This is a genomic window from Amycolatopsis sp. NPDC114505 (assembly GCF_055633615.1).
On the sequence record NZ_JBVKDV010000001.1, the window covers coordinates 2923987 to 2942812 of the forward strand.

Below are 18826 nucleotides of genomic sequence, written 5' to 3' on the forward strand. Positions count from 1 at the left end.
CCGGGAACTTTCCCCGGCGGTCCGCCGACCTGTCCACTGCGTACCCGAGTGACGGGAGTGGGCGGAATGGACGGGATCGGGGTCGTCGGGGCCGGTGGCGAGGGACGGGCCGTCGCGGCGCATCTCGCGTCGCTGGGATTGCCCGTGCACCTCTGCACGCGGGATCTCGCGGCCATGGCGGAGATCGCGCGCCGCCGGGAGATCGTCGCGAGCGGGGTGCTCGACGGGCGGTTCCCGCTGCGGGAGGTGACGGCGGATCCCGCGTCGCTGGCCGGGCGGGCCGTGGTGCTGGTCGCGACCGTGACCACCGCCTACCCGGAGGTCGCCGTCCGGCTCGCGCCGCACCTTCGGCCCGGGCAGGTGGTGGTGCTGTTCTCCGGCAAGCTGTGCGGGAGCGTCGAGTTCGCGCACGCGCTCGCCGCCGCCGGGGCACCGGAGGTCGACGTCGTGGAGACCGATGCCCTGTTCGCCGCGCGGCCGTCCGGGACCGGCGGGGTGACCGTGCTGGGCGTCAAGGGCTGGAACCTGATCTCCGGCTGCACGCCGGCCGCCGTCGGACGGCACGCCGGGCTCCTGCGCGAGTGGTTCCCGATGCTGGAGGTCGCGCGCAACCCCGTCGAACGCGGCCTGCACGACTTCGGCGCGGTCGCGCACGTGCCGATCGCGCTCGCCAACCTCGGCACCATCGACCGGGCGGAGGAACTGCTGTTCTACGTCGAAGGCGTCTCCCACCGCACTATCGCGCTGCTGGAGCGGACCGAGGCCGAGTTCGCCGCCGTCGCGCGGGCGTACGGCGCCCGGCTGCTGCCCATGACCGAGGTCCTCGACCGCTACTACGGCTGCCCGGCCACGACGCTGCTCGACGCGTTGCGGACGGTGGAGCCGTACCGGACGATCGCCGCGCCGACCAGCCTCGACCACCGGTTCCTCACCGAGGACATCCGCTCCACGCTCGTGCCGCTGCAGGCACTCGCGCGGTGCGCCGGGGTCGCCACGCCGATGGTCGACGCCGCCATCACGATCATGTCCGTGCTCGGGGGCGAGGACTTCCGGCTGACCGGGCGGACGCTGGCTCGGCTCGGCTGGGACGGGCTCGGCCACGACGGGATCCGGCGCCGGCTGCGGGCCGGTGGCCGGGTCGCGGCTTGAGCTCCGACGGGCATCATGCGTGACTGGAGGGGCATCACGCGTGATTGAGGGGGCATCACGCGTGATTGGAGGGGCATCACGCGTGATTGGGGAGGCATCACGCGTGATTGGAGGGTCGACTCGTGTGATTGGAGGGTCGACTCGCGTACCTGGGTGGACGACACGCGTACCTGGGTGGACGGGTCATGGGCGGGTGCGGGTGGCGGATACCGTTCGGGGGTGCCTCGACGCAACCGTCCCGGCCGCCGGGCGGACGGCGGGCCGCCCGAACGCGAGCTCGGTGCCGCGACCGGGTGGGCGCGGGCCGAGTCCGGTTCGGACGGCGACTGGCTCGTGCGGACCGTGCCCGGCTCGCAGGCCACCAAGGACTACCGGTGCCCCGGCTGCGACCACGAGATCCGGCCGGGCACTCCGCACCTCGTCGTCTGGCCCGCCGACGAGACCGGCTCCGTCGCCGACCGGCGGCACTGGCACCGCGCCTGCTGGGACGCGCGGGCGCGCCGGCGGCCGAACCGCCGCCGGTGACGCGATTCCTTCTGGAGTTGTCAAACATCACCCGGCTCAGCGCCGGTAGTGCCGCGAGAAGGCGCCGTCGTACATCTCCTCCGTGTACTCGGTGAAGCCGAGCCGCTCCGCCACCCGCAGCGACGGCTTGTTGTCGACGCTGACGCTCGCCAGCACCGGCACCGACGGCAGCTCGCGGGCACACCACTCCAAGACCGCCAGGCCGGCCTCGACGGCGTACCCCTTGCCCCACGCCGACGGCCGGAACCGGTAGCCGAGGTTGAGCACCTTCTCGCCGTGGAACTCCCGCAGCCGCACCCCGCACATGCCGAGGACCTCGCTGCCGCCGCGTTCGGTGACCGCGGGGTAGCCGAAGCCGTGCTCGGCCCAGTGCGCCAGCCACTCCGAGAACATCGCCGACGCGCGCGGGACGTCGGGCGGGTCCGGGTGGAAGCGGTTGGTGCGCGGATCGGTGTGGATGTCGACCATCGCCTGCCGGTCCGCCTCGTGGAGCGGACGCAGCAGCAGCCGGTCGGTTTCGATGTCGGTGAACACATCGGCGAAGCTAGCGCGGGGGTCCGACAAAATATCCGGCATGACCGAACTGCCGCTGGTCCTCCTCCACGCCTTTCCCCTGGACGCCCGTATGTGGAACGCGGTGCGCGAGCCCCTCGCTTCACACCTTCGGGTGATCACCCCGGACCAGCGCGGGCTGGGTCGCTCGCCGCTGCCGGAGACGGACCGCGAACCGAGCCTCGAGGACGCCGCGCGCGACGTCGTCGCCCTGCTGGACCGCCTGGAGCTGGACCGCGTCGTGCTCGGCGGCTGCTCGATGGGCGGCTACCTCGCGATGGCGGTGCTGCGGCTGGCGCCAGAACGGGTCGGCGGGCTCGTGCTCATCGACACCAAGGCCGCGCCCGACACGCCCGAGGCCGCGCAAAGCCGGCTGGACGTCGCCGAGCGCGTCGACCACGAGGGCATCCACGGCTGGCTCGCCGAGGCCAACTTGCCGAACCTGCTGGCCGCGTCGACGCGCGAGCGGCGGCCGGACATCGTCGAGAACGTCCGGGAGATCATCGAATCGCAGCCGCCGGCCGGGATCTCGTGGACGGCGCTCGCGCTGCGGACCCGGCCCGGCTCCCTCGAACTGCTCCGGGAAGCGAAGGTCCCGGCGCTGGTCGTCGTCGGCGAAGAAGACCCGATCACGCCGGTGGCGGCCGCGAGCGAGATGGTCGAGGCCATGGACGGCGCGACGCTCGTGGTGCTCCCGGAAGCCGGGCACCTGACCCCGCTGGAAGACCCGGCGGGCGTGGTCGAAGCGATCCTCTCCTGGTACCCGGCGACTCACGAAAAGTAGGCGGCGAGCGCCGACCGGGCGCCGTCGAGCCGGTGCGGGAACCGGATCGCGATCACGTACTGCCAGACGACCGAGTACAGCTCTCGTAGCCGCGTACACACGCGAAGCGCCTCTTCGTCCACTTCGCCCGGATACGCGGCCAGGTACTCGGGGCCACCCTGACGGGCGAGGATCCCGAGGTCCCAGGCCAGCGGTCCGAGCCAGGTGTCCTCGAAGTCCAGCCAGCACGGGCCCGCGGGGGTGGCGATCAGGTTGCCGGGGTGCGCGTCGCCGTGCAGCGGCTGCACGGCGACGTCCGGCAGCAGCGCGGCGAGGCGGTCCGTCTCGCCGCGCAACCGGGGGTCCAGGTCGTGCCGGTCGAGGATGCGCACCAGGTCGTCGAGCGGTCCTCGCCGGGGCAGTTCGCCCGGGTAGTCCCGCAGCGCGGAGTGCACCTCGGCGAGCGAACGCGCGACGACGTCCGGTGCGTACCGGTGGTCCGGATCGTGCGGGGTGTGGTGCCAGAGCGTGACCGGCAGCCCGTCGGCGAAATGCGGTCCGGCCGGGGGATCCGTGGCCGGTGAGACGACGAGCACACCACGTTCGGTGAGGAACCGGGAGAGGGCCAGGTCCCGCTCCTGCCACGCCGGACCGGGCCGCGCGAGGCGGGTGGTCCCCGGCACCCGCGCGACCAGCGGACCCAGCTTCACCAGCACGTTCGAGCGTTCGTGGAGCACCTCGGGCTCGTGCTCCGGCAGACCCAGCCGGGAGGTCACGGTCCGTGCCGCGCGCACCGCGGCGCGCGTGTATTCGTCGGCCACGGCCCGATCTTGCCAGCCGGTGCGCGCGACTGTCGGTGACGAGGGCTACGATCCCCCATGACCGCTGAACCGGGCGTTGCCCACCTCGGCGGCCGGACGATGACCACCACGAGGTTTGAGTGTTGGAGGCAGGAGTGACGGCCGTAGCCCCCAAGCCGATCGCGACGCGCCCGTACCCCGCGCGCGAGTCGGTCAAGGGTTCGTACCTGCTGCGGTTGTTCCGCACGACGGACCACAAGCAGATCGGGATCATGTACCTGGTCACGTCGTTCGCCTTCTTCATGGCGGGCGGCGCGATGGCCATGCTCATCCGTACCGAGCTGGCGCGACCCGGGCAGCAGTTCCTGTCGCAGGAGCAGTACAACCAGCTCTTCACCATGCACGGCACGGTGATGCTGCTGCTGTACGCGACCCCGATCCTCTTCGGTTTCGCGAACTTCGTGCTCCCGCTGCAGATCGGCTCGCCGGACGTCGCGTTCCCGCGGCTGAACGCGTTCTCGTACTGGCTGTACCTCTTCGGCGGCCTGATCGTGCTGTCGGGCTTCCTGACGCCGGGTGGCGCCGCCGACTTCGGCTGGTTCGCCTACACCCCGCTGTCGGACGCGATCCACTCGCCGGGCGTCGGCGCGGACCTGTGGATCTCCGGCCTGGTGGTCTCCGGTCTCGGCACCATCCTCGGCGCGGTCAACATGGTCACCACCGTGGTCTGCCTGCGCGCGCCCGGCATGACGATGTACCGGATGCCGATCTTCACCTGGAACATCCTGGTGACGTCGATCCTGATCCTGCTCGCCTTCCCGATCCTGACCGCGGCCCTGATGGGCCTGCTGGCGGACCGGCACCTGGGTGCGCACGTGTTCGACCCCGAAAACGGCGGGGTGATCCTCTGGCAGCACCTGTTCTGGTTCTTCGGCCATCCAGAGGTCTACATCGTCGCGCTACCGTTCTTCGGGATCGTGTCGGAGATCTTCCCGGTGTTCAGCCGCAAGCCCATGTTCGGCTACAAGAGCCTGGTCTGGGCGACGCTGGCCATCGCGGCGCTGTCGGTCGCGGTGTGGGCGCACCACATGTACGCCACCGGTGCGGTGCTGCTGCCGTTCTTCTCCTTCATGACCTTCCTGATCGCGGTCCCGACCGGCGTGAAGTTCTTCAACTGGATCGGCACGATGTGGAAGGGCCAGCTGTCCTTCGAGACGCCGATGATCTTCTCGATGGGCTTCATCGTCACGTTCCTCTTCGGCGGCCTGACCGGCATCATGCTGGCCGCGCCGGCGATCGACTTCCACGTGTCGGACAGCTACTTCGTCGTCGCGCACTTCCACTACGTGCTCTACGGCACGATCGTGTTCGCGACCTTCGCCGGTATCTACTTCTGGTTCCCGAAGATCACCGGCCGGATGATGGACGAGAAGCTCGGCAAGTGGCACTTCTGGACCACGTTCATCGGCTTCCACGGCACGTTCCTCGTCCAGCACTGGCTGGGTGCCGAGGGCATGCCGCGGCGGTACGCGGACTACCTGACCAGTGACGGCTTCACGACGCTGAACACGATCTCGACGATCGGTGCGTACATCCTCGGTGCCTCGACGCTGCCGTTCATCTGGAACGTCTTCAAGAGCTACCGGTACGGCGAGATCGTCACGGTGGACGACCCGTGGGGCTACGGCAACTCGCTCGAATGGGCGACGTCGTGCCCGCCGCCGCGGCACAACTTCACCGAGCTGCCCCGGATCCGCTCCGAGCGGCCCGCGTTCGAGCTGCACTACCCGCACATGATCGAGCGCATGCACAGCGAGGGCGAGATCGGCTTCTTCGGGAAGCAGAAGGTCAACAGCCACGCGGCGCCGTCGCAGGTGCTCACCGAAGCGCTGATCCCGGGAGACCACTCCCAGGACAACGCCAGCGAGCAGGGCGACGACAAGTAGGACCTGATCTAGTGAGCGCGTGCCCGGCTTTTGTGAAGCCGGGCACGCGCTCTACTTATGTCCGGGGCCGGACCGGCAGACTGACCGTGCAGCGTCGCCGAACGAGGGATGACCAGTGACCCAGACCCCCGTCCTGATCACGACCACGGGCCCCGACAAGCCGGGCGTCTCGTCCGTGCTGTTCGCCGTGCTGACCCGGCACGACGTCGACGTGCTCGACGTCGAGCAGGTCGTCATCCGCGGGCAGCTCGTGCTCGGGGTGCTCGCCGGCGTGTACCGCGATCCGGAGGGCCTGCAGGAGTCGGTCGAGCAGGCGATGGCGTCCGTCGGCATGACGGTGGAGGTCAAGATCGGCTCGGCGATCGGGGACGACCCGTTCGCGCTGGGCCGCCGCGACTCCACGCACGTGCTGGTCGTCCTGGGCCGCCCGGTCACCGCGCGGGGCTTCTCGGAGGTCGCGCGCCGGCTGGCGTCGCTGGGCGTCAACATCGACGGGATCCGCAGCGTCGCCGACTACCCGGTGACGGGCCTGGAGCTGTACGTCTCGGTCGACGGGGACACCCCCGAAGCCGACGCCGCGCTGCGTTCGGCGCTCGCCGACGCCGCGGTCGAGGTGGGCGTCGACATCGCGGTGGAACGGGCCGGGATCACGCGCCGGGCGAAGCGGCTGGTCGTCTTCGACGTCGACTCGACGCTCATCCAGGGCGAGGTCATCGAGATGCTGGGCGCGCACGCCGGGGTCGAGCCGGAGATCCGCGAGATCACCGAGGCCGCCATGCGCGGTGAGCTCAACTTCACGGAGTCGCTGGAACGCCGGGTCGCGCTGCTGGAGGGGCTGCCCGCGTCGGCGATCGACGAGGTCGCCGCGTCGATCGAGCTGACCCCGGGCGCCCGCACGACGATCCGCACGCTCAAGCGGATGGGGTTCAAGACCGGCGTGGTGTCCGGCGGGTTCACGCAGGTCATCGGGGGTCTGGTGGAGGAGCTGGGCCTCGACTTCGCGGCGGCGAACGAGCTCGAGATCGTCGACGGCAAGCTCACCGGGCGCGTCGTCGGGGAAGTCGTCGATCGCGCCGGCAAGGCGAAGGTGCTTCGCCGCTTCGCCGGCGAGTACGACATCCCGCTGGAGCAGTGCGTCGCTGTCGGGGACGGCGCCAACGACATCGACATGCTGTCGGCGGCGGGCATGGGCGTCGCGTTCAACGCCAAGCCCGCGCTGCGCGAGGTGGCCGACACCGCGCTGTCGCACCCGTACCTGGACGCCGTGCTGTTCGTGCTCGGCCTCACCCGCGGCGAGGTCGAAGCGGCCGACGCCGCCGACGGACTCGAGCTGATGCGTCCGTGAGCAGCGTTCTCGACCCCCTGGGCGCCCGCTACGCCTACTGGCTCGGGCTCCCGGCCGAAGACACTTCGGACACTTCCGACGAGCTCCCGGAGGAAGTCCGGGCGATGCCGGTGATCCTGCGCATCGAGCGGGCCGAGCCGCCGAGGCGCACGCCTTTGCTGGAGGCCGCCGCGGCCGCCGCACTGGCGGTCTGCCTCGACGAGCGTGCCGAGCCCGGCGGCGAGTGGGCCGAGCCGATGCACGCGTGGCTCGACAACCGGATCCGCAAGGTGGCGCGGCGGGCGCGAGGTGCGCACTGGGCGGCCGTCCAGGACCTGCCGGGCATCACGGTCGAGATCGACGGCGCCGAGGCGCGGGCCCTGGTGCCGGGCCTGGTCGCCGAGGCCCCGAAGGAGGTCTCGCGGCTGCAGATCTCGGGCAGCGAGCTGCCGCCCGACGAGCCGGGGCCGTTGCCCGCCGGCGTCCCGCTGCTGCTGCTCAACCCGCACGCGCCGATGACCGTCGGCAAGGCCGCCGCGCAGGTCGGGCACGCCACGATGATCCTCGCGGCGCTGCTGGACGACGACGCGCTGGCCGGCTGGGCCGCGCGGGGCTACCGGACCGCCGTGCGCACGGCGAGCGTCGCGCGGTGGAAGGAACTGCACCCCGGGGACGACCCCGAGGGCGCGTGGCGGCGCGATCGCGTCGTCGCCGTGCGGGACGCCGGGTTCACCGAGGTCGATCCGGGCACGATCACGGTTCTTGCCCAGTGGGAGCCGGAACAAGCGGTTTCCTGAGCGGGTTGGAGCGGGCATGGGACTCGAAGTACAGCGCGACGGCAAGCACTCGTTCGTCGGCCGCAACGACCGGGGCGCCGAGGTGCGGCTGGGCCGCACCGGCGCCGAAGGAGCGTTCGCGCCCGCGGAGCTGCTGCAGATCGCGGCCGCGGGCTGCAGCGCGGTGACCGCCGAGGAGCTGATCACGCGGCGGGTGGGCGAAGACGCGAAGTTCCGCGTGACCGTCAGCGCCGACCGGCGTGAGGGTGCTTCGGAGCTGGACGCCGTGCACGTCGCGTTCGATGTCGACGTGTCGACTTTGGCCGCGGATCAGCGGGAAGCGCTGGCCGGTGCCGTGGATCGCGCGATCGAGCGGCTCTGCACGGTGAGCCGGACGCTCAAGAAGGGGATCCCGGTGACGGAGGAGTTCCCCACCGCCTAGTTCTCGCTGGACTCCCAGACGACGTACGCCTGGTCGGCGTCGGTCGTCATGGCCTCGATGAACTTCTCGTTGTCGAAGCCCGGCAAGGACTGCAGGCGCTCGATCAGCGCGTCGGCCGCCGGGTCGCCGCTCGGCACCGCCGTGCCCTTGCCGTCGGTTCCCACCAGCATGAAGAACACGTCTTCGTTCCAGGGGCCGTCGGGAATCACCCGGACCATCACCGATGACAGAGCAGCCCACGTGACAGCTTCTTCGCTGCCGTCCGCGAGCCGCCGCCGCACACCGGTGTCGTCGACACTGACGGTCCGGGACTGTGCGCTGGACGAATCCTGGGTCAACCGGTGCTCCTTAGCTGCTTCGGTTGCTTCACCGTACCGGGCGGTGTTGTGGACCGCGTCACGCGGGCGCGGCAGCGTCCAGCCGGCGCAACGCGTCGCGGGCCACCTTCGGGTCCATCGTCGGCCAGAACGGCGGCAGCGAAGCACGGAGGAATCCGCCGTAGCGGGCGTTCGCGAGCCGCGAATCCAGCACCGCGACCACGCCGCGGTCGGTGACCGACCGGTGCAGCCGCCCGGTGCCCTGGGCCAGCAGCAGCGCCGCGTGCGTCGCCGCCACGGTGAGGAAGCCGTTGCCGCCGCGCGCTTCCACCGCGCGCTGCCGCGCCGAGGAGACCGGGTCGTCCGGGCGCGGGAACGGGATCCGGTCGACGACCACGAGCTGCAGCGACGGCCCGGGGACGTCCACGCCCTGCCACAAGCTCAGCGTGCCGAACAGGCACGTGCGGACGTCCTCGGAGAACTTCTGCACCAGCAGTGACGTCGAGTCCTCACCCTGGCAGAGGATCGGGAAGTCGAGCCGCTCGCGCATCTCCTCGGCCGCCTGCTTGGCCGCCCTCATCGAGGAGAACAGCCCCAGCGTGCGCCCGCCCGCGGCCTCGACCAGCTCGGCCAGTTCGTCCATTGTGGACGTCGCGAGGCCGTCGCGGCCCGGCGGCGGCAGGTGCTTGGCCAGGTAGAGGATGCCGTTCTTCTTGTGGTCGAACGGCGACCCGACGTCCAGGCCGATCCACTTGGGGCCGGAGTCGGTGTCGGACGGTGCTTCCTTGTCCGTCGCGGCTCCCGGCGCCTTCTCGACGCGAGGCGCGCCCGGCGGGAGCCCCCACTGGCGCGCCATGGTGTCGAACGTGCCGCCCAGGGTCAGCGTCGCCGAGGTGAGGATCGTGGTGTGCTGGTTGAAGACGCGCTCGCGCAGCAGCCCGGCGACGCCCAGCGGCGCCACCTTCAGCGCCGGCGGCCGCGGGTTCGACGAGAACTTGTCGCCGGAGAGCCAGACGACGTCGCGCTGGTGCGCCTGGTCGTCGTCGAACGCCTCCAGCAGCCGGACCGCGGTGTCGTGCACCTCGTCGAGCAGCGAGCGTGCCAGCTTGCGCGCGGTGGCCCCTTCGACGTCCTCCTTGCGGTCCGAGCCCAGTGAGGTGATGCACCGGTGCGCGGCGTCGCGGATCGCCGGGATGGCGCCCTTCAGCGGCTGCGGCAGCTGGTCCATCCGGCCCGCGGGCAGGTCGTCGACGATCAGCGCCAGCCCGTCGCCCGCCTCCAGGAGGCCGTCGGCGACGTCGGCGTCGATCAGCTTGCCGCAACGGCGCGCGGCCGACGCGCACATCGCGCTGGTCAGCTCGCCGGTGGCGACCGAGGTGACGCGGTCGACGAGGTCGTGCGCCTCGTCGATGATCACGACGTCGTGGTCGGGGAGGACCTGGTAGCCCTGCAGCGCGTCGATCGCCAGCAGCGCGTGGTTGGTGACGATGACGTCGGCGCGGCCGGCTTCGGCACGGGCCTTCTCGGCGAAGCAGTCCGTGCCGATCGGGCAGCGGGACGCGCCGAGACATTCCTTCGCCGTCACCGATACCTGGCGCCACGCCTGGTCGGTGACGCCGGGGACGAGCTCGTCGCGGTCGCCGGTTTCGGTGTCCGACGCCCACTCCCGCAGCCGCGTCACCTCCTTGCCCAGGCGTGACACCGCGAACGGGTCGAAGAGCTGGGCGTCCTCCGGCTCGTCTGGCGCGCCGGAATCCAGGCGGTGCAGGCACATGTAGTTGCGGCGGCCCTTGAGGATCGCGAAGGTCGGTTCGCGGCCCAGGGGCTTCTTCAGCGCCTTCGCCAGGCGCGGGAGGTCGCGGTCGACGAGCTGGCGCTGCAACGCGATCGTCGCCGTGGAAACCACGACGGTGGCTTCCTTTTCGACGGCGTGGCGGATCGCGGGAACGAGGTAGGCCAAGGACTTGCCGGTGCCGGTGCCGGCCTGCACGGCCAGGTGCTCGCCGGTGCGGATGGCGCGGCCGACGGCGTCCGCCATCTCGACCTGCCCTGGACGCTCGGCACCCCCGACGGACTCCACCGCGTGGGTGAGGAGTTCGAGGACGCCGGGGAAGTCAGTTCGAGCGGGCACAGCGACACATTAGCCGCCGCCTCCGACAAAGAGCGGCGCTCCGTCGCGAACGGGCCACTCGCGTCGCGGGACCTCCCGTGTGGAAGGTCCCGCGGCGAGCAGTCAGTCCTGATCGCGGCCGGAGACCAGCTTCCAGGTCAGCGGCAGCAGGCCGGCGGCCACGACGATCTTGATCGCGTCCCCGACCAGGAACGGCGTCACGCCCTTGGCGAACGCCGTCGACAGGTCGAACCCGGTCGACGCCATCAGCCACGGCACGCCGAACGCGTAGATCACGACGTTGCCGAGCACCATCGTGCCCGCGGTGCGCACCGGCGTCCGGTCGCCGCCGCGGCCGGCGAGCGCGCCCACCAGCGCGCCGGCGAAGACGAACCCGACGATGTAGCCGGCGCTCGCGCCGGAGAGGCCCGCGGTGCCGTGCTGGAACCACGGCACGCCCACGGCGCCGACCAGCAGGTACACCAGCATCGACGCGGCACCGCGCGACATGCCGAGCGACGCGCCGACGAGCAGCGCGGCGAACGTCTGGCCGGTCATCGGCACCGGGCTGCCCGGCACCGGGATGGTCAGCTGCGCGGCGGCGCCGGTGAGCACCGCACCGCCGGCGACCAGCGCGATGTCCCGGACGAGGGAACCGGGCACGAGGTCGGCCAGCACGGGCCGCTTGCCGGCTAAGGACAGCGAAGACACAGAACCTCCCTGGGTGAGCGGACGACCGAGGTTAACGCTCGTTACCCCGGGAAAAGACCTGGAAGTTGCGTTCCTCACCGGCCACCCGTCCGGGTGGACCCGATCAGGGAAGGCACCGAGCCTGCCGATGACGAAAGGGGTGACTACGAACTGTCACGGAACCGAGGAGGCCGGTAGATGCGAAACGCCAGGAAGAGGACATTCCGGTTGCTGGCGGTGACGACGCTGGCCACCCCGTTCCTGGTCGCCGCCGCGCCGGTCACGTCCACCGGATGGGCGTCTTCCAGCTCGGTCGACGTGACCGTCGACAACGAGCACGTCGTCACCGGTGAGCTGGCGAAATGCACCGTCGACGGCCCCTACAGCGCCCGGACGCAGGGGGGTGAGACCGGCGACGTCGCGGTGTTCGGCGTCGGCGAGACCGGCTGCGGGCGCTCGGGGGCGGTGTCGATCGCGCAGGCGTCCGGGCACCGGTTCGAAACCGCCGTGCTGAAGCGCTACGGCGGTCCGGCGCTCTCCGTGCGCACCTTCACGGCGAAGTGCGCGACGACGGAGACCGGCAGCCAGGGCGAGGTCTCGATCGGCACGGTCACCGGGATCACCGTGCCCGCGGAGATCCCGCCGAACGACCGGATCGTCATCCCCGGCGGGCCGGCCGGCACCGCGCTGGCGACGGTGATCCTCAACGAGACCGTGACGCCCCAGCCGCCGGACGGCAGCCTCGTGACGCACGCGGTGCACATCAAGCTGTTCCCGCAGGGCGGCCCGGCGAGCGGGGACATCTACCTGGGCACGGCCGCCTGCGACCCGTTCAGCGAGAAGTAGCGAAACGGCCTGCCGCCGCGACGAACTCGCCGGCCCGCGTCGCCAGGTCGGGAAGGCTCCCGGAGGGCGAGAGCGCGTCGCCCAGCAGCGGGGTCGCCGCCGCGATCGCGATCGCGCCCGCGCGCAGGTAGCCCTCGACGTCGGCCAGGTGGACGCCGCCGGTCGGGACCAGCGGGACGTCCGGCAGCGGGGCCCGGATCGCGCGCAGGTAGGCGACCCCGCCCACCGCCGCGACCGGGAACACCTTCACCGCGGCCGCGCCGAGGCGCCAGGCCTGGTCGATCTCCGTCGGCGTCAGCGCGCCGCAGACCACCGGGGTGTCCAGCTCGGCCGCGCGTTCCAGGACCGCCGGGTTCACCGTCGGCGTGATCAGGTACGCCGCGCCCGCGTCGACCGCGATGTCCACATCGGACGGTTCGCGGACGCTGCCCGCGCCGATCAGCGCGTCGTCGCCGAGCGCCAGGCGCAACGCGGTGATGGCCGCCGGTGCGCCGGGTGTCGTCAAGGTCGCTTCGAGCAGGCGGATGCCCGCCGCGTGCAGCACCATCGCCGCGTCGGCGAAGCGTGACGCGTCGGCCGCGCGCAGGATCGCGACCAGCCGGTGCTCGGCCAGGAGAGCTTGCAGGTCCTTCACCCGGCCGACCCGACGAACGCCGTGCCGGTGTGGGCGACCCCCGCCTTGGCGAAGTCCTCGATCGTCGCGTCGACCGTCGGCTGCGAGCCGCCGACGGTGAGGTCCAGCAGCACCCGTACGCCGAAGCCCGCCTTCGCCGCGTCGAGCGCCGTCGCGCGGACGCAGAAGTCGGTCGCGATGCCGACGACGTCGACATCGGTGACGTCGTGCTCGCGCAGCCACGTCTCCAGGGACTTCCCGTCACGGGCCGCGCCTTCGAAGCCGGAGTAGGCGGCGCTGTACTCGCCCTTGGAGAACACCTCGCCGATCGGGACGACGTCGAGCGCGGGGTGGAACGACGCGCCCGGCGTGCCGGCGACGCAGTGCACCGGCCAGCTGTCCTTGAAGTCCGGGGTGTCGCTGAAGTGCGCGCCCGGGTCGATGTGGTTGTCCCGGGTGGCCACGACGTGGCTGTACCCGCCTTCGGCGGCCTGCTTCGAGATGGCGGCGGCCGCGGCGGCCCCGCCCGGCAGGCCGAGCGAACCCCCTTCGCAGAAGTCGTTCTGCACGTCCACCACGATCAGCGCGGTTCCCATGGCCGGTCTCCGTTTCAGAGGAAGAGGGTGGGGATGGCGGGCTCGCCGTGCGAGAGCTTGAGGCCCTCCCACGGCAGGCTGACCAGGCCGCGGCGCAGCCGCTGCCTCGCGTCGTCGAGCGTAGGCAGGTCCGCCTCCGCGCGGCCACCGCGGATCAGCGGGATCTGCAGCGGTCGGTCGTCGGCACCCAGTTCGGGCGCGGTGCCCGGGCTCGCGGTCCAGACGACCTCCTCGACCGCCGTGCCGGTGCCGCGGTAGCGCCGCAGCGCGGACTTGCGCCCGCCGCGGGACTCCTTGTGCGCACTGCGCTTGGCGACCGGCTTGCCGTCCACCTCGACCAGCTTGTAGACCATCCCGGCGGTCGGCGCGCCGGACCCGGTGACCACCGAGGTGCCGACGCCGTACGCGTCCACGGGCTCCGCGCGCAGCGCCGCGATGGCGTGCTCGTCGAGGTCGCCGGAGACGACGATCCGGGTGTCCTTCGCCCCGAGCGAGTCCAGCTGCTCGCGGGCGCGGCGGGCGAGCGGGCCGACGTCGCCCGAGTCGATCCGGATCGCGCCCAGCTCCGGCCCGGCGACGCGGACCGCGGTCTCGATGCCGGCGGTGATGTCGTAGGTGTCGACGAGCAGCGTCGTGTCCGCACCCATCTTGTCGACCTGCGAGCGGAACGCCTCTTCCTCGCTGTCGTGCAGCAGCGTGAAGGCGTGCGCGACGGTGCCGCGGGTCGGGATTCCGTAGCGGCGCCCGGCTTCGAGGTTGGACGTCGTCGCGAAGCCGGCCAGGTAGGCGGCCCGCGCGGCCGCGACCGCGGCGTACTCGTGCGTGCGGCGCCCGCCCATCTCGATGATCGGGCGGCCGTGCGCGGCCCCGGACATCCGGGCCGCCGCGGAGGCGATCGCGCTGTCGTGGTTGAGGATCGACAGCACCAGTGTCTCGAGCAGCACGCACTCGGCGAACGAGCCGGAGACGGTGAGCAGCGGCGAGCCCGGGAAGTACAGCTCGCCCTCGGGGTAGCCGTCGACGTCACCCGAGAACTCGTAGTCCGCGAGCCAGGCCAGCGTCGCGTCGTCGACGACCGCGGTGGCCTCCAGCTGCGCCAGTTCGGCGTCGGTGAAGCGGAAGTCCGCGATCGCGTCGAGGACGCGGGCGGTGCCGGCGACGACGCCGTAGCGGCGCCCGTCCGGTAGCCGCCGGGCGAACACCTCGAACACGCAGGGTCGCGCGTGCGTCCCGTCGGCGAGCGCGCTGCCCAGCATGGTCAGCTCGTAGTGGTCGGTGAGCAGCGCCGTGCTGGCCGTCGGCGACTCCGGTGAACCCATGGGGTCAGCCTATTCACCCACATGGCCGGACCTGGCGCGGCGTACCCCGTCGCCCCCGTGACACCATGGGGTGCATGTCCATGCCTGTCGCAGCCGAGCAGACGCAGGTCGAGCCGGCCGGTGCCGAGGTGACCGAGTCGGACACACCCTGGCGGACCGTGGTGTGGAACGACCCGGTCAACCTGATGTCGTACGTCACGTACGTCTTCCAGAAGCTCTTCGGGTACGGGCGCGACCACGCCACCAAGCTCATGCTGGACGTGCACCACAAGGGCAAGGCGATCGTCTCGTCCGGCACCAAGGAGAAGGTGGAGACCGACGTGGCGAAGCTCCACGCGGCGGGCCTGTGGGCCACGATGGAGCAGACCTCGTGAACGGCTGGCGGCGCAAGGGCGCGGTGATCCACGCCGGCTTCGAGCAGCAGGAAGCCGCGGTGCTGCGCGGGCTGGTCAGCCAGCTCGAGGACATGCTCACCGCGCGCGCCGAGGAGGCGCCGCAGGACGAGCTCGCCGAGCTGACCGGCATCCGGATCGGGCCGACCGAGTCCCCGGACGACCCGGTGCTTTCGCGGCTGCTCCCGGACTTCCACAAGCTCGACCCGGACAACCCGACCCGCGAGGACCTCGACTCCGCCGCGGCGATGCGGTCACTGCACGAGCCGGAGCTGCTCGACATGAAGGTCGGCGTGGCCAAGATCGTGCTCGACACACTGCCCCGCGACGGCGGCCACGTCCGGCTGACCGAAGAGCAGGCAGACGCCTGGCTGGGCGCGCTCAACGACGTCCGGCTGGCGCTCGGCACCGCGCTCGACGTCACCGACGACATGCCCGACGAGCTGCCCGAGGACGACCCGCGGGCGCCGCACCTGGGCGTCTACCACTGGCTGACCTGGGTGCAGGAGACGCTGATCCAGGCGCTGACGGGATGATCACCGACGTGCCGGGTGTCCTGGTCGGGCACCACCAGCGGGTCGGCGACGGCTGGGCGACCGGCACGACGGTGGTCCTGGTGCCCGACGGCGCGGTCGGCGCGGTCGACCAGCGCGGCGGCGCACCCGGCACGCGGGAGACGAACCTGCTGGAGCCGGAGAACCTGGTGCAGCGCGTCAACGCGGTCTGCCTCTCGGGCGGGTCGGCGTACGGGCTGGCCGCGGCCGACGGCGTCATGCGGTGGCTCGCCGAGCGGAACCTGGGGTTCCCGGTGGGTGCCCGGCCACACGAGGTCGTGCCGATCGTGCCCGCCGCGGTGCTGTTCGACCTGCCGCGCAGCGAGTGGGGCAACCGGCCTGACGCATCCTTCGGCTACGCGGCCTGCGAAGCAGCTTCGGACTCCTTCGCGCAGGGGACGGTCGGAGCTGGCGCAGGGGCCGCCGTCGGGTCGTTGAAGGGCGGGATCGGGTCCGCGAGCGAGGTCGTCGGCGAGTTCACGGTCGGGGCGGTCGCGGCGGTCAACGCGGCGGGCGAGGCCGTGGACCTCTCGACGGGCCGGGCGTACGCGGCCGACCACGGCGACTTCGGCGTGACGTGGCCTTCCCGTCCCGCGGATCTGCCGTCGAAGCGGACCGACCTGAACACGACGATCGGCGTGGTCGCGGTGGACGCGGCGCTGTCGAAGGCCGAGGCGCGGCGGATCGCCGTCGCGGCCCAGGACGGCCTGGCGCGCGCGGTGCGTCCCGCGCACACGATGTTCGACGGCGACACGGTGTTCGCGCTGGCCACGGGCGCGCACGAGCTGCCGGACGCGAGCGGCCCGTTCGGCGCGGCGGCGCGCCCGGTGGCGTTGGACGCGCTGTGTTCGGCGGCGGCGCGGGTGTTCGCGCGGGCGATGGTGCACGGGCTCTTGGCAGCGACGACGGCCGGCGGGGTGCCGGCTTACCGGGACGTGTGGCCGGAAGCGTTCGCCTGAGTCAGAGGTCCGGGAGCGGGTCCGGCGGCAGGTCGTGGGCGCCTTCGAGGTTGGCCGCGCGGACCGCGCTCACGTACTCCTCGTCGATCTCCAGGTGCAGCCGGGCGAAGGACAGCACCGGACCGAGCGACGGGTGGACCTCGACCGGGCCGATCTCGGTGCGCCGCGACACCCGGTCGTAGACGGCTTTCGGCGTGTAGCGGCGGAAGCGACCGCCGTAGAGCACCGTGATGGCGCGGTCGGTGACCACGATGAAGAACGCCGCCCGCGTGCGGACGCCGTCGACGTAGAGCGAGACGCCGGGGATGAGGTACTGGATCACCTCGCCGTCTTCGAGGAACTCGCGGCAGCGTTCACGGGCGTTCGCGGGCATCGGCATGCCTCGATTGTCCTGGTGAGCGCAATATCTCATCATCTGGACAGCTTGTGTCCACCACCTAAGATGTGGATGTGCTCCGGATCCGCCGTGAACTCGTCGACGAGATCGTCGCCCATGCCCGCCGTGACCACCCCGACGAGGCCTGCGGCGTCATCGCCGGGCCCGAAGGGTCCGACTCGGCCGAGCGCTTCATCCCCATGCTGAACGCCGCGCGCTCGCCGACGTTCTACGAGTTCGACTCCGGTGACCTGCTGAAGCTCTACCGGGAGATGGCCGCCAACGACGAGGTGCCCGTGGTGATCTACCACTCGCACACCGCGACCGAGGCCTACCCGTCGCGGACCGACGCGAACATCGCGGCCGAGCCGGACGCGCACTACGTGCTCGTCTCCACCCGCGACCCCGAAGTGCACGAGTTCCGGTCGTACCGGATCGTGGACGCCGAGATCACCGAGGAGCCGGTCGAGATCGTCGACTGAGCCCCGTCGGAATAAACCGCCGCGCCACCGGCGTCTGCGTGTAAGAACCCACCGGAGGTAAGAACCCATGGCCGTGACCGTCTCCATCCCGACGATCCTGCGCACCCACACCGGCGGCGAGAAGTCCGTCGAGGCGAAGGGCGCGACCGTCCTCGAGGTCATCGACGACGTCGAGTCCCGCCACGCGGGCATCAAGGGCCGCCTGGTGAAGGAGGAGAAGCTGCACCGCTTCATCAACGTCTACGTCAACGACGAGGACGTGCGCTTCGCCGGCGGGCTCGAGGCCGAGGTCAAGGACGGCGACACCCTGACCATCCTCCCCGCCGTGGCCGGTGGCTGATCGATGGCTCGCTTCGAGTCCCTGCTCGACGCGCTCGGCGGCACCCCGCTGGTCGGGCTGCCCCGGCTCTCGCCCACGCACGACGTGCGCCTGTGGGCGAAGCTGGAGGACCGCAACCCGACCGGCTCGATCAAGGACCGCCCCGCGCTGGCCATGATCGAAGCCGCCGAGCGTGAAGGCAAGCTGCGCCGCGGCTCCACGATCCTGGAGCCGACGTCGGGCAACACCGGCATCTCGCTGGCCATGGCCGCCAAGCTCAAGGGCTACGGGCTGGTCTGCGTGATGCCGGAGAACACCTCGACCGAGCGCAAGCAGTTGCTTCAGGCCTACGGCGCGCGGATCGTGTTCTCGCCGGCCGCGGGCGGCTCGAACGAGGCCGTCCGGCGGGCGAAGGAGCTGGCGGAGGCGAACCCCGAGTGGGTGATGCTCTACCAGTACGGCAACCCGGCCAACGCCGACGCGCACTACCGCGGCACCGGTCCCGAGCTGCTGAAGGACCTGCCGACGCTGACGCACTTCGTCGGCGGCCTCGGCACGACCGGGACCCTGGTCGGCGTCGGCCGCTACCTGCACGAGGCGAAGCCGGACGTCCAGGTCATCGCGGCCGAGCCGCGCTACGGCGAGCTGGTGTACGGCCTGCGCAACCTCGACGAGGGGTTCGTCCCGGAGCTGTACGACGCTTCGGTGCTGAACGGCCGCTACTCCGTGGGCGCGTACGACGCGCTTCGCCGCACACGTGAGCTGCTCGAGAACGAAGGCATCTTCGCGGGCATCTCGACGGGCGCGGTGCTGCACGCGGCGCTGGCGGTGGCCGAGAAGGCCGCGGCCCGGGGTGAGCAGGCGGACGTCGCTTTCGTCGTCGCCGACGCGGGGTGGAAGTACCTGTCGACGGGTGCCTACGCGGGGTCGCTCGACGAGGCCGCCGCGCGGCTCGACGGGCAGCTCTGGGCCTGAG

At 71.6% G+C, this 18826-nt stretch carries 23 protein-coding genes; 14 read left to right on the plus strand and 9 right to left on the minus strand.

Annotation, left to right across the window (positions count from 1 at the left end):
• Positions 1-66: 66 nt before the first annotated feature.
• Both ACZ7OU_RS14565 and ACZ7OU_RS14570 read left to right on the plus strand, forming a co-directional pair.
• Complete coding sequence (locus tag ACZ7OU_RS14565) at positions 67-1149, plus strand: NAD/NADP octopine/nopaline dehydrogenase family protein (RefSeq protein WP_470255347.1); 1083 nt, start codon at positions 67-69, stop codon at positions 1147-1149.
• A 219-nt stretch (positions 1150-1368) separates the two neighbouring features.
• Complete coding sequence (locus tag ACZ7OU_RS14570; RefSeq protein WP_155541314.1) at positions 1369-1674, plus strand: hypothetical protein; 306 nt, start codon at positions 1369-1371, stop codon at positions 1672-1674.
• Between the two features lie 36 nt (positions 1675-1710).
• Here the strand turns inward: ACZ7OU_RS14570 and ACZ7OU_RS14575 are convergent, their stop codons facing one another.
• Positions 1711-2250 (minus strand): GNAT family N-acetyltransferase, encoded by a 540-nt coding sequence (locus tag ACZ7OU_RS14575; RefSeq protein ID WP_470255348.1) that lies wholly within the window; start codon positions 2248-2250, stop codon positions 1711-1713.
• Here ACZ7OU_RS14575 and ACZ7OU_RS14580 point away from each other — a divergent pair.
• The gene (locus ACZ7OU_RS14580; protein ID WP_470255349.1) at positions 2249-3010 is read left to right on the plus strand and encodes an alpha/beta fold hydrolase; all 762 of its coding nucleotides are present in this window, start codon (positions 2249-2251) and stop codon (positions 3008-3010) included. The genes ACZ7OU_RS14575 and ACZ7OU_RS14580 overlap by 2 nt on opposite strands.
• Here the strand turns inward: ACZ7OU_RS14580 and ACZ7OU_RS14585 are convergent.
• Positions 2998-3810, minus strand: coding sequence for a phosphotransferase (locus ACZ7OU_RS14585; RefSeq protein WP_470255350.1), 813 nt, complete (start codon positions 3808-3810; stop codon positions 2998-3000). The two genes, ACZ7OU_RS14580 and ACZ7OU_RS14585, sit on opposite strands and share 13 nt — an antisense overlap.
• A 134-nt stretch (positions 3811-3944) precedes the next feature.
• Between ACZ7OU_RS14585 and ctaD the strand changes: the two genes are divergently transcribed.
• The 4 genes from ctaD (at position 3945) to ACZ7OU_RS14605 (ending at position 8277) form a co-directional block, all read left to right on the plus strand.
• A complete protein-coding gene (ctaD, locus tag ACZ7OU_RS14590; protein ID WP_470241442.1) occupies positions 3945-5735 on the plus strand; it encodes an aa3-type cytochrome oxidase subunit I in 1791 nt (596 codons plus the stop codon).
• 115 nt (positions 5736-5850) lie between these two features.
• Positions 5851-7080 carry a phosphoserine phosphatase SerB gene (gene serB, locus ACZ7OU_RS14595; RefSeq protein WP_470255351.1) on the plus strand — a complete coding sequence of 410 codons (1230 nt, stop codon included), beginning with the start codon at positions 5851-5853 and terminating at the stop codon, positions 7078-7080.
• Positions 7077-7856, plus strand: coding sequence for a peptidyl-tRNA hydrolase (locus ACZ7OU_RS14600; protein WP_470255352.1), 780 nt, complete (start codon positions 7077-7079; stop codon positions 7854-7856). Before serB ends, ACZ7OU_RS14600 begins: the two co-directional genes overlap by 4 nt.
• A gap of 16 nt (positions 7857-7872) precedes the next feature.
• The gene (locus ACZ7OU_RS14605) at positions 7873-8277 is read left to right on the plus strand and encodes an OsmC family protein (RefSeq protein ID WP_470255353.1); all 405 of its coding nucleotides are present in this window, start codon (positions 7873-7875) and stop codon (positions 8275-8277) included.
• On the opposite strand, the gene ACZ7OU_RS14610 is transcribed toward ACZ7OU_RS14605, so the two are convergent.
• The 3 genes from ACZ7OU_RS14610 to ACZ7OU_RS14620 form a co-directional block, all read right to left on the minus strand.
• Positions 8274-8615 (minus strand): hypothetical protein, encoded by a 342-nt coding sequence (locus ACZ7OU_RS14610; RefSeq protein ID WP_364626108.1) that lies wholly within the window; start codon positions 8613-8615, stop codon positions 8274-8276. The genes ACZ7OU_RS14605 and ACZ7OU_RS14610 overlap by 4 nt on opposite strands.
• Positions 8616-8673: 58 nt before the next feature.
• On the minus strand, positions 8674-10725 hold the full coding sequence (locus ACZ7OU_RS14615) for an ATP-dependent DNA helicase (protein WP_470241439.1): 2052 nt from the start codon (positions 10723-10725) through the stop codon (positions 8674-8676).
• Between the two features lie 102 nt (positions 10726-10827).
• Positions 10828-11415, minus strand: coding sequence for a biotin transporter BioY (locus tag ACZ7OU_RS14620; RefSeq protein WP_470255354.1), 588 nt, complete (start codon positions 11413-11415; stop codon positions 10828-10830).
• Positions 11416-11622: 207 nt separating this feature from the next.
• On the opposite strand from ACZ7OU_RS14620, the gene ACZ7OU_RS14625 reads away from it, so the two are divergent.
• Entirely contained in the window at positions 11623-12240 is a 618-nt protein-coding gene (locus tag ACZ7OU_RS14625) for a choice-of-anchor P family protein (RefSeq protein ID WP_470255932.1), read from the plus strand.
• Here the strand turns inward: ACZ7OU_RS14625 and ACZ7OU_RS14630 are convergent.
• Genes ACZ7OU_RS14630 through ACZ7OU_RS14640 form a run of 3 tightly spaced genes read right to left on the minus strand, consistent with a single transcriptional unit; the run spans position 12227 to position 14768 of the window.
• Entirely contained in the window at positions 12227-12874 is a 648-nt protein-coding gene (locus ACZ7OU_RS14630) for a bifunctional 4-hydroxy-2-oxoglutarate aldolase/2-dehydro-3-deoxy-phosphogluconate aldolase (RefSeq protein WP_470241437.1), read from the minus strand. The two genes, ACZ7OU_RS14625 and ACZ7OU_RS14630, sit on opposite strands and share 14 nt — an antisense overlap.
• Complete coding sequence (locus ACZ7OU_RS14635; protein ID WP_470255355.1) at positions 12871-13449, minus strand: isochorismatase family protein; 579 nt, start codon at positions 13447-13449, stop codon at positions 12871-12873. The genes ACZ7OU_RS14630 and ACZ7OU_RS14635 overlap by 4 nt, the downstream gene beginning before the upstream one ends.
• Before the next feature lie 14 nt (positions 13450-13463).
• Positions 13464-14768 (minus strand): nicotinate phosphoribosyltransferase, encoded by a 1305-nt coding sequence (locus ACZ7OU_RS14640; RefSeq protein ID WP_470255356.1) that lies wholly within the window; start codon positions 14766-14768, stop codon positions 13464-13466.
• Positions 14769-14842: 74 nt separating this feature from the next.
• On the opposite strand from ACZ7OU_RS14640, the gene clpS reads away from it, so the two are divergent.
• From clpS to ACZ7OU_RS14655, 3 genes are read left to right on the plus strand one after another with little or no spacing between them, the layout of a single operon-like run.
• A complete protein-coding gene (gene clpS, locus ACZ7OU_RS14645) occupies positions 14843-15142 on the plus strand; it encodes an ATP-dependent Clp protease adapter ClpS (RefSeq protein WP_470241434.1) in 300 nt (99 codons plus the stop codon).
• On the plus strand, positions 15139-15696 hold the full coding sequence (locus ACZ7OU_RS14650) for a DUF2017 domain-containing protein (protein WP_155541329.1): 558 nt from the start codon (positions 15139-15141) through the stop codon (positions 15694-15696). Before clpS ends, ACZ7OU_RS14650 begins: the two co-directional genes overlap by 4 nt.
• Entirely contained in the window at positions 15693-16673 is a 981-nt protein-coding gene (locus ACZ7OU_RS14655) for a P1 family peptidase (protein WP_470255357.1), read from the plus strand. Before ACZ7OU_RS14650 ends, ACZ7OU_RS14655 begins: the two co-directional genes overlap by 4 nt.
• 1 nt (position 16674) lies before the next feature.
• On the opposite strand, the gene ACZ7OU_RS14660 is transcribed toward ACZ7OU_RS14655, so the two are convergent.
• Positions 16675-17052, minus strand: coding sequence for a hypothetical protein (locus tag ACZ7OU_RS14660; RefSeq protein ID WP_470241432.1), 378 nt, complete (start codon positions 17050-17052; stop codon positions 16675-16677).
• A gap of 71 nt (positions 17053-17123) precedes the next feature.
• On the opposite strand from ACZ7OU_RS14660, the gene ACZ7OU_RS14665 reads away from it, so the two are divergent.
• The 3 genes from ACZ7OU_RS14665 (at position 17124) to ACZ7OU_RS14675 (ending at position 18825) form a co-directional block, all read left to right on the plus strand.
• On the plus strand, positions 17124-17531 hold the full coding sequence (locus ACZ7OU_RS14665; RefSeq protein ID WP_284749739.1) for a M67 family metallopeptidase: 408 nt from the start codon (positions 17124-17126) through the stop codon (positions 17529-17531).
• Between the two features lie 67 nt (positions 17532-17598).
• Complete coding sequence (locus ACZ7OU_RS14670; protein ID WP_086679767.1) at positions 17599-17871, plus strand: MoaD/ThiS family protein; 273 nt, start codon at positions 17599-17601, stop codon at positions 17869-17871.
• A gap of 3 nt (positions 17872-17874) precedes the next feature.
• Positions 17875-18825, plus strand: coding sequence for a PLP-dependent cysteine synthase family protein (locus ACZ7OU_RS14675; protein WP_155541332.1), 951 nt, complete (start codon positions 17875-17877; stop codon positions 18823-18825).
• Position 18826 lies beyond the last annotated feature (1 nt).

Excerpts from the sequence above, each read along its gene's own strand:
- ACZ7OU_RS14575 (WP_470255348.1), bottom strand. The coding sequence starts at position 2,250 with ATGCCGGATATTTTGTCGGACCCCCGCGCTAGCTTCGCCGATGTGTTC.
- ACZ7OU_RS14605 (WP_470255353.1), top strand. The coding sequence starts at position 7,873 with ATGGGACTCGAAGTACAGCGCGACGGCAAGCACTCGTTCGTCGGCCGC.
- clpS (WP_470241434.1), top strand. The coding sequence starts at position 14,843 with ATGTCCATGCCTGTCGCAGCCGAGCAGACGCAGGTCGAGCCGGCCGGT.
- ACZ7OU_RS14670 (WP_086679767.1), top strand. The coding sequence starts at position 17,599 with ATGGCCGTGACCGTCTCCATCCCGACGATCCTGCGCACCCACACCGGC.
- ACZ7OU_RS14655 (WP_470255357.1), top strand. The coding sequence starts at position 15,693 with ATGATCACCGACGTGCCGGGTGTCCTGGTCGGGCACCACCAGCGGGTC.
- ACZ7OU_RS14565 (WP_470255347.1), top strand. The coding sequence starts at position 67 with ATGGACGGGATCGGGGTCGTCGGGGCCGGTGGCGAGGGACGGGCCGTC.
- ACZ7OU_RS14635 (WP_470255355.1), bottom strand. The coding sequence starts at position 13,449 with ATGGGAACCGCGCTGATCGTGGTGGACGTGCAGAACGACTTCTGCGAA.
- ACZ7OU_RS14640 (WP_470255356.1), bottom strand. The coding sequence starts at position 14,768 with ATGGGTTCACCGGAGTCGCCGACGGCCAGCACGGCGCTGCTCACCGAC.
- ACZ7OU_RS14675 (WP_155541332.1), top strand. The coding sequence starts at position 17,875 with ATGGCTCGCTTCGAGTCCCTGCTCGACGCGCTCGGCGGCACCCCGCTG.
- ACZ7OU_RS14660 (WP_470241432.1), bottom strand. The coding sequence starts at position 17,052 with ATGCCGATGCCCGCGAACGCCCGTGAACGCTGCCGCGAGTTCCTCGAA.
- ACZ7OU_RS14580 (WP_470255349.1), top strand. The coding sequence starts at position 2,249 with ATGACCGAACTGCCGCTGGTCCTCCTCCACGCCTTTCCCCTGGACGCC.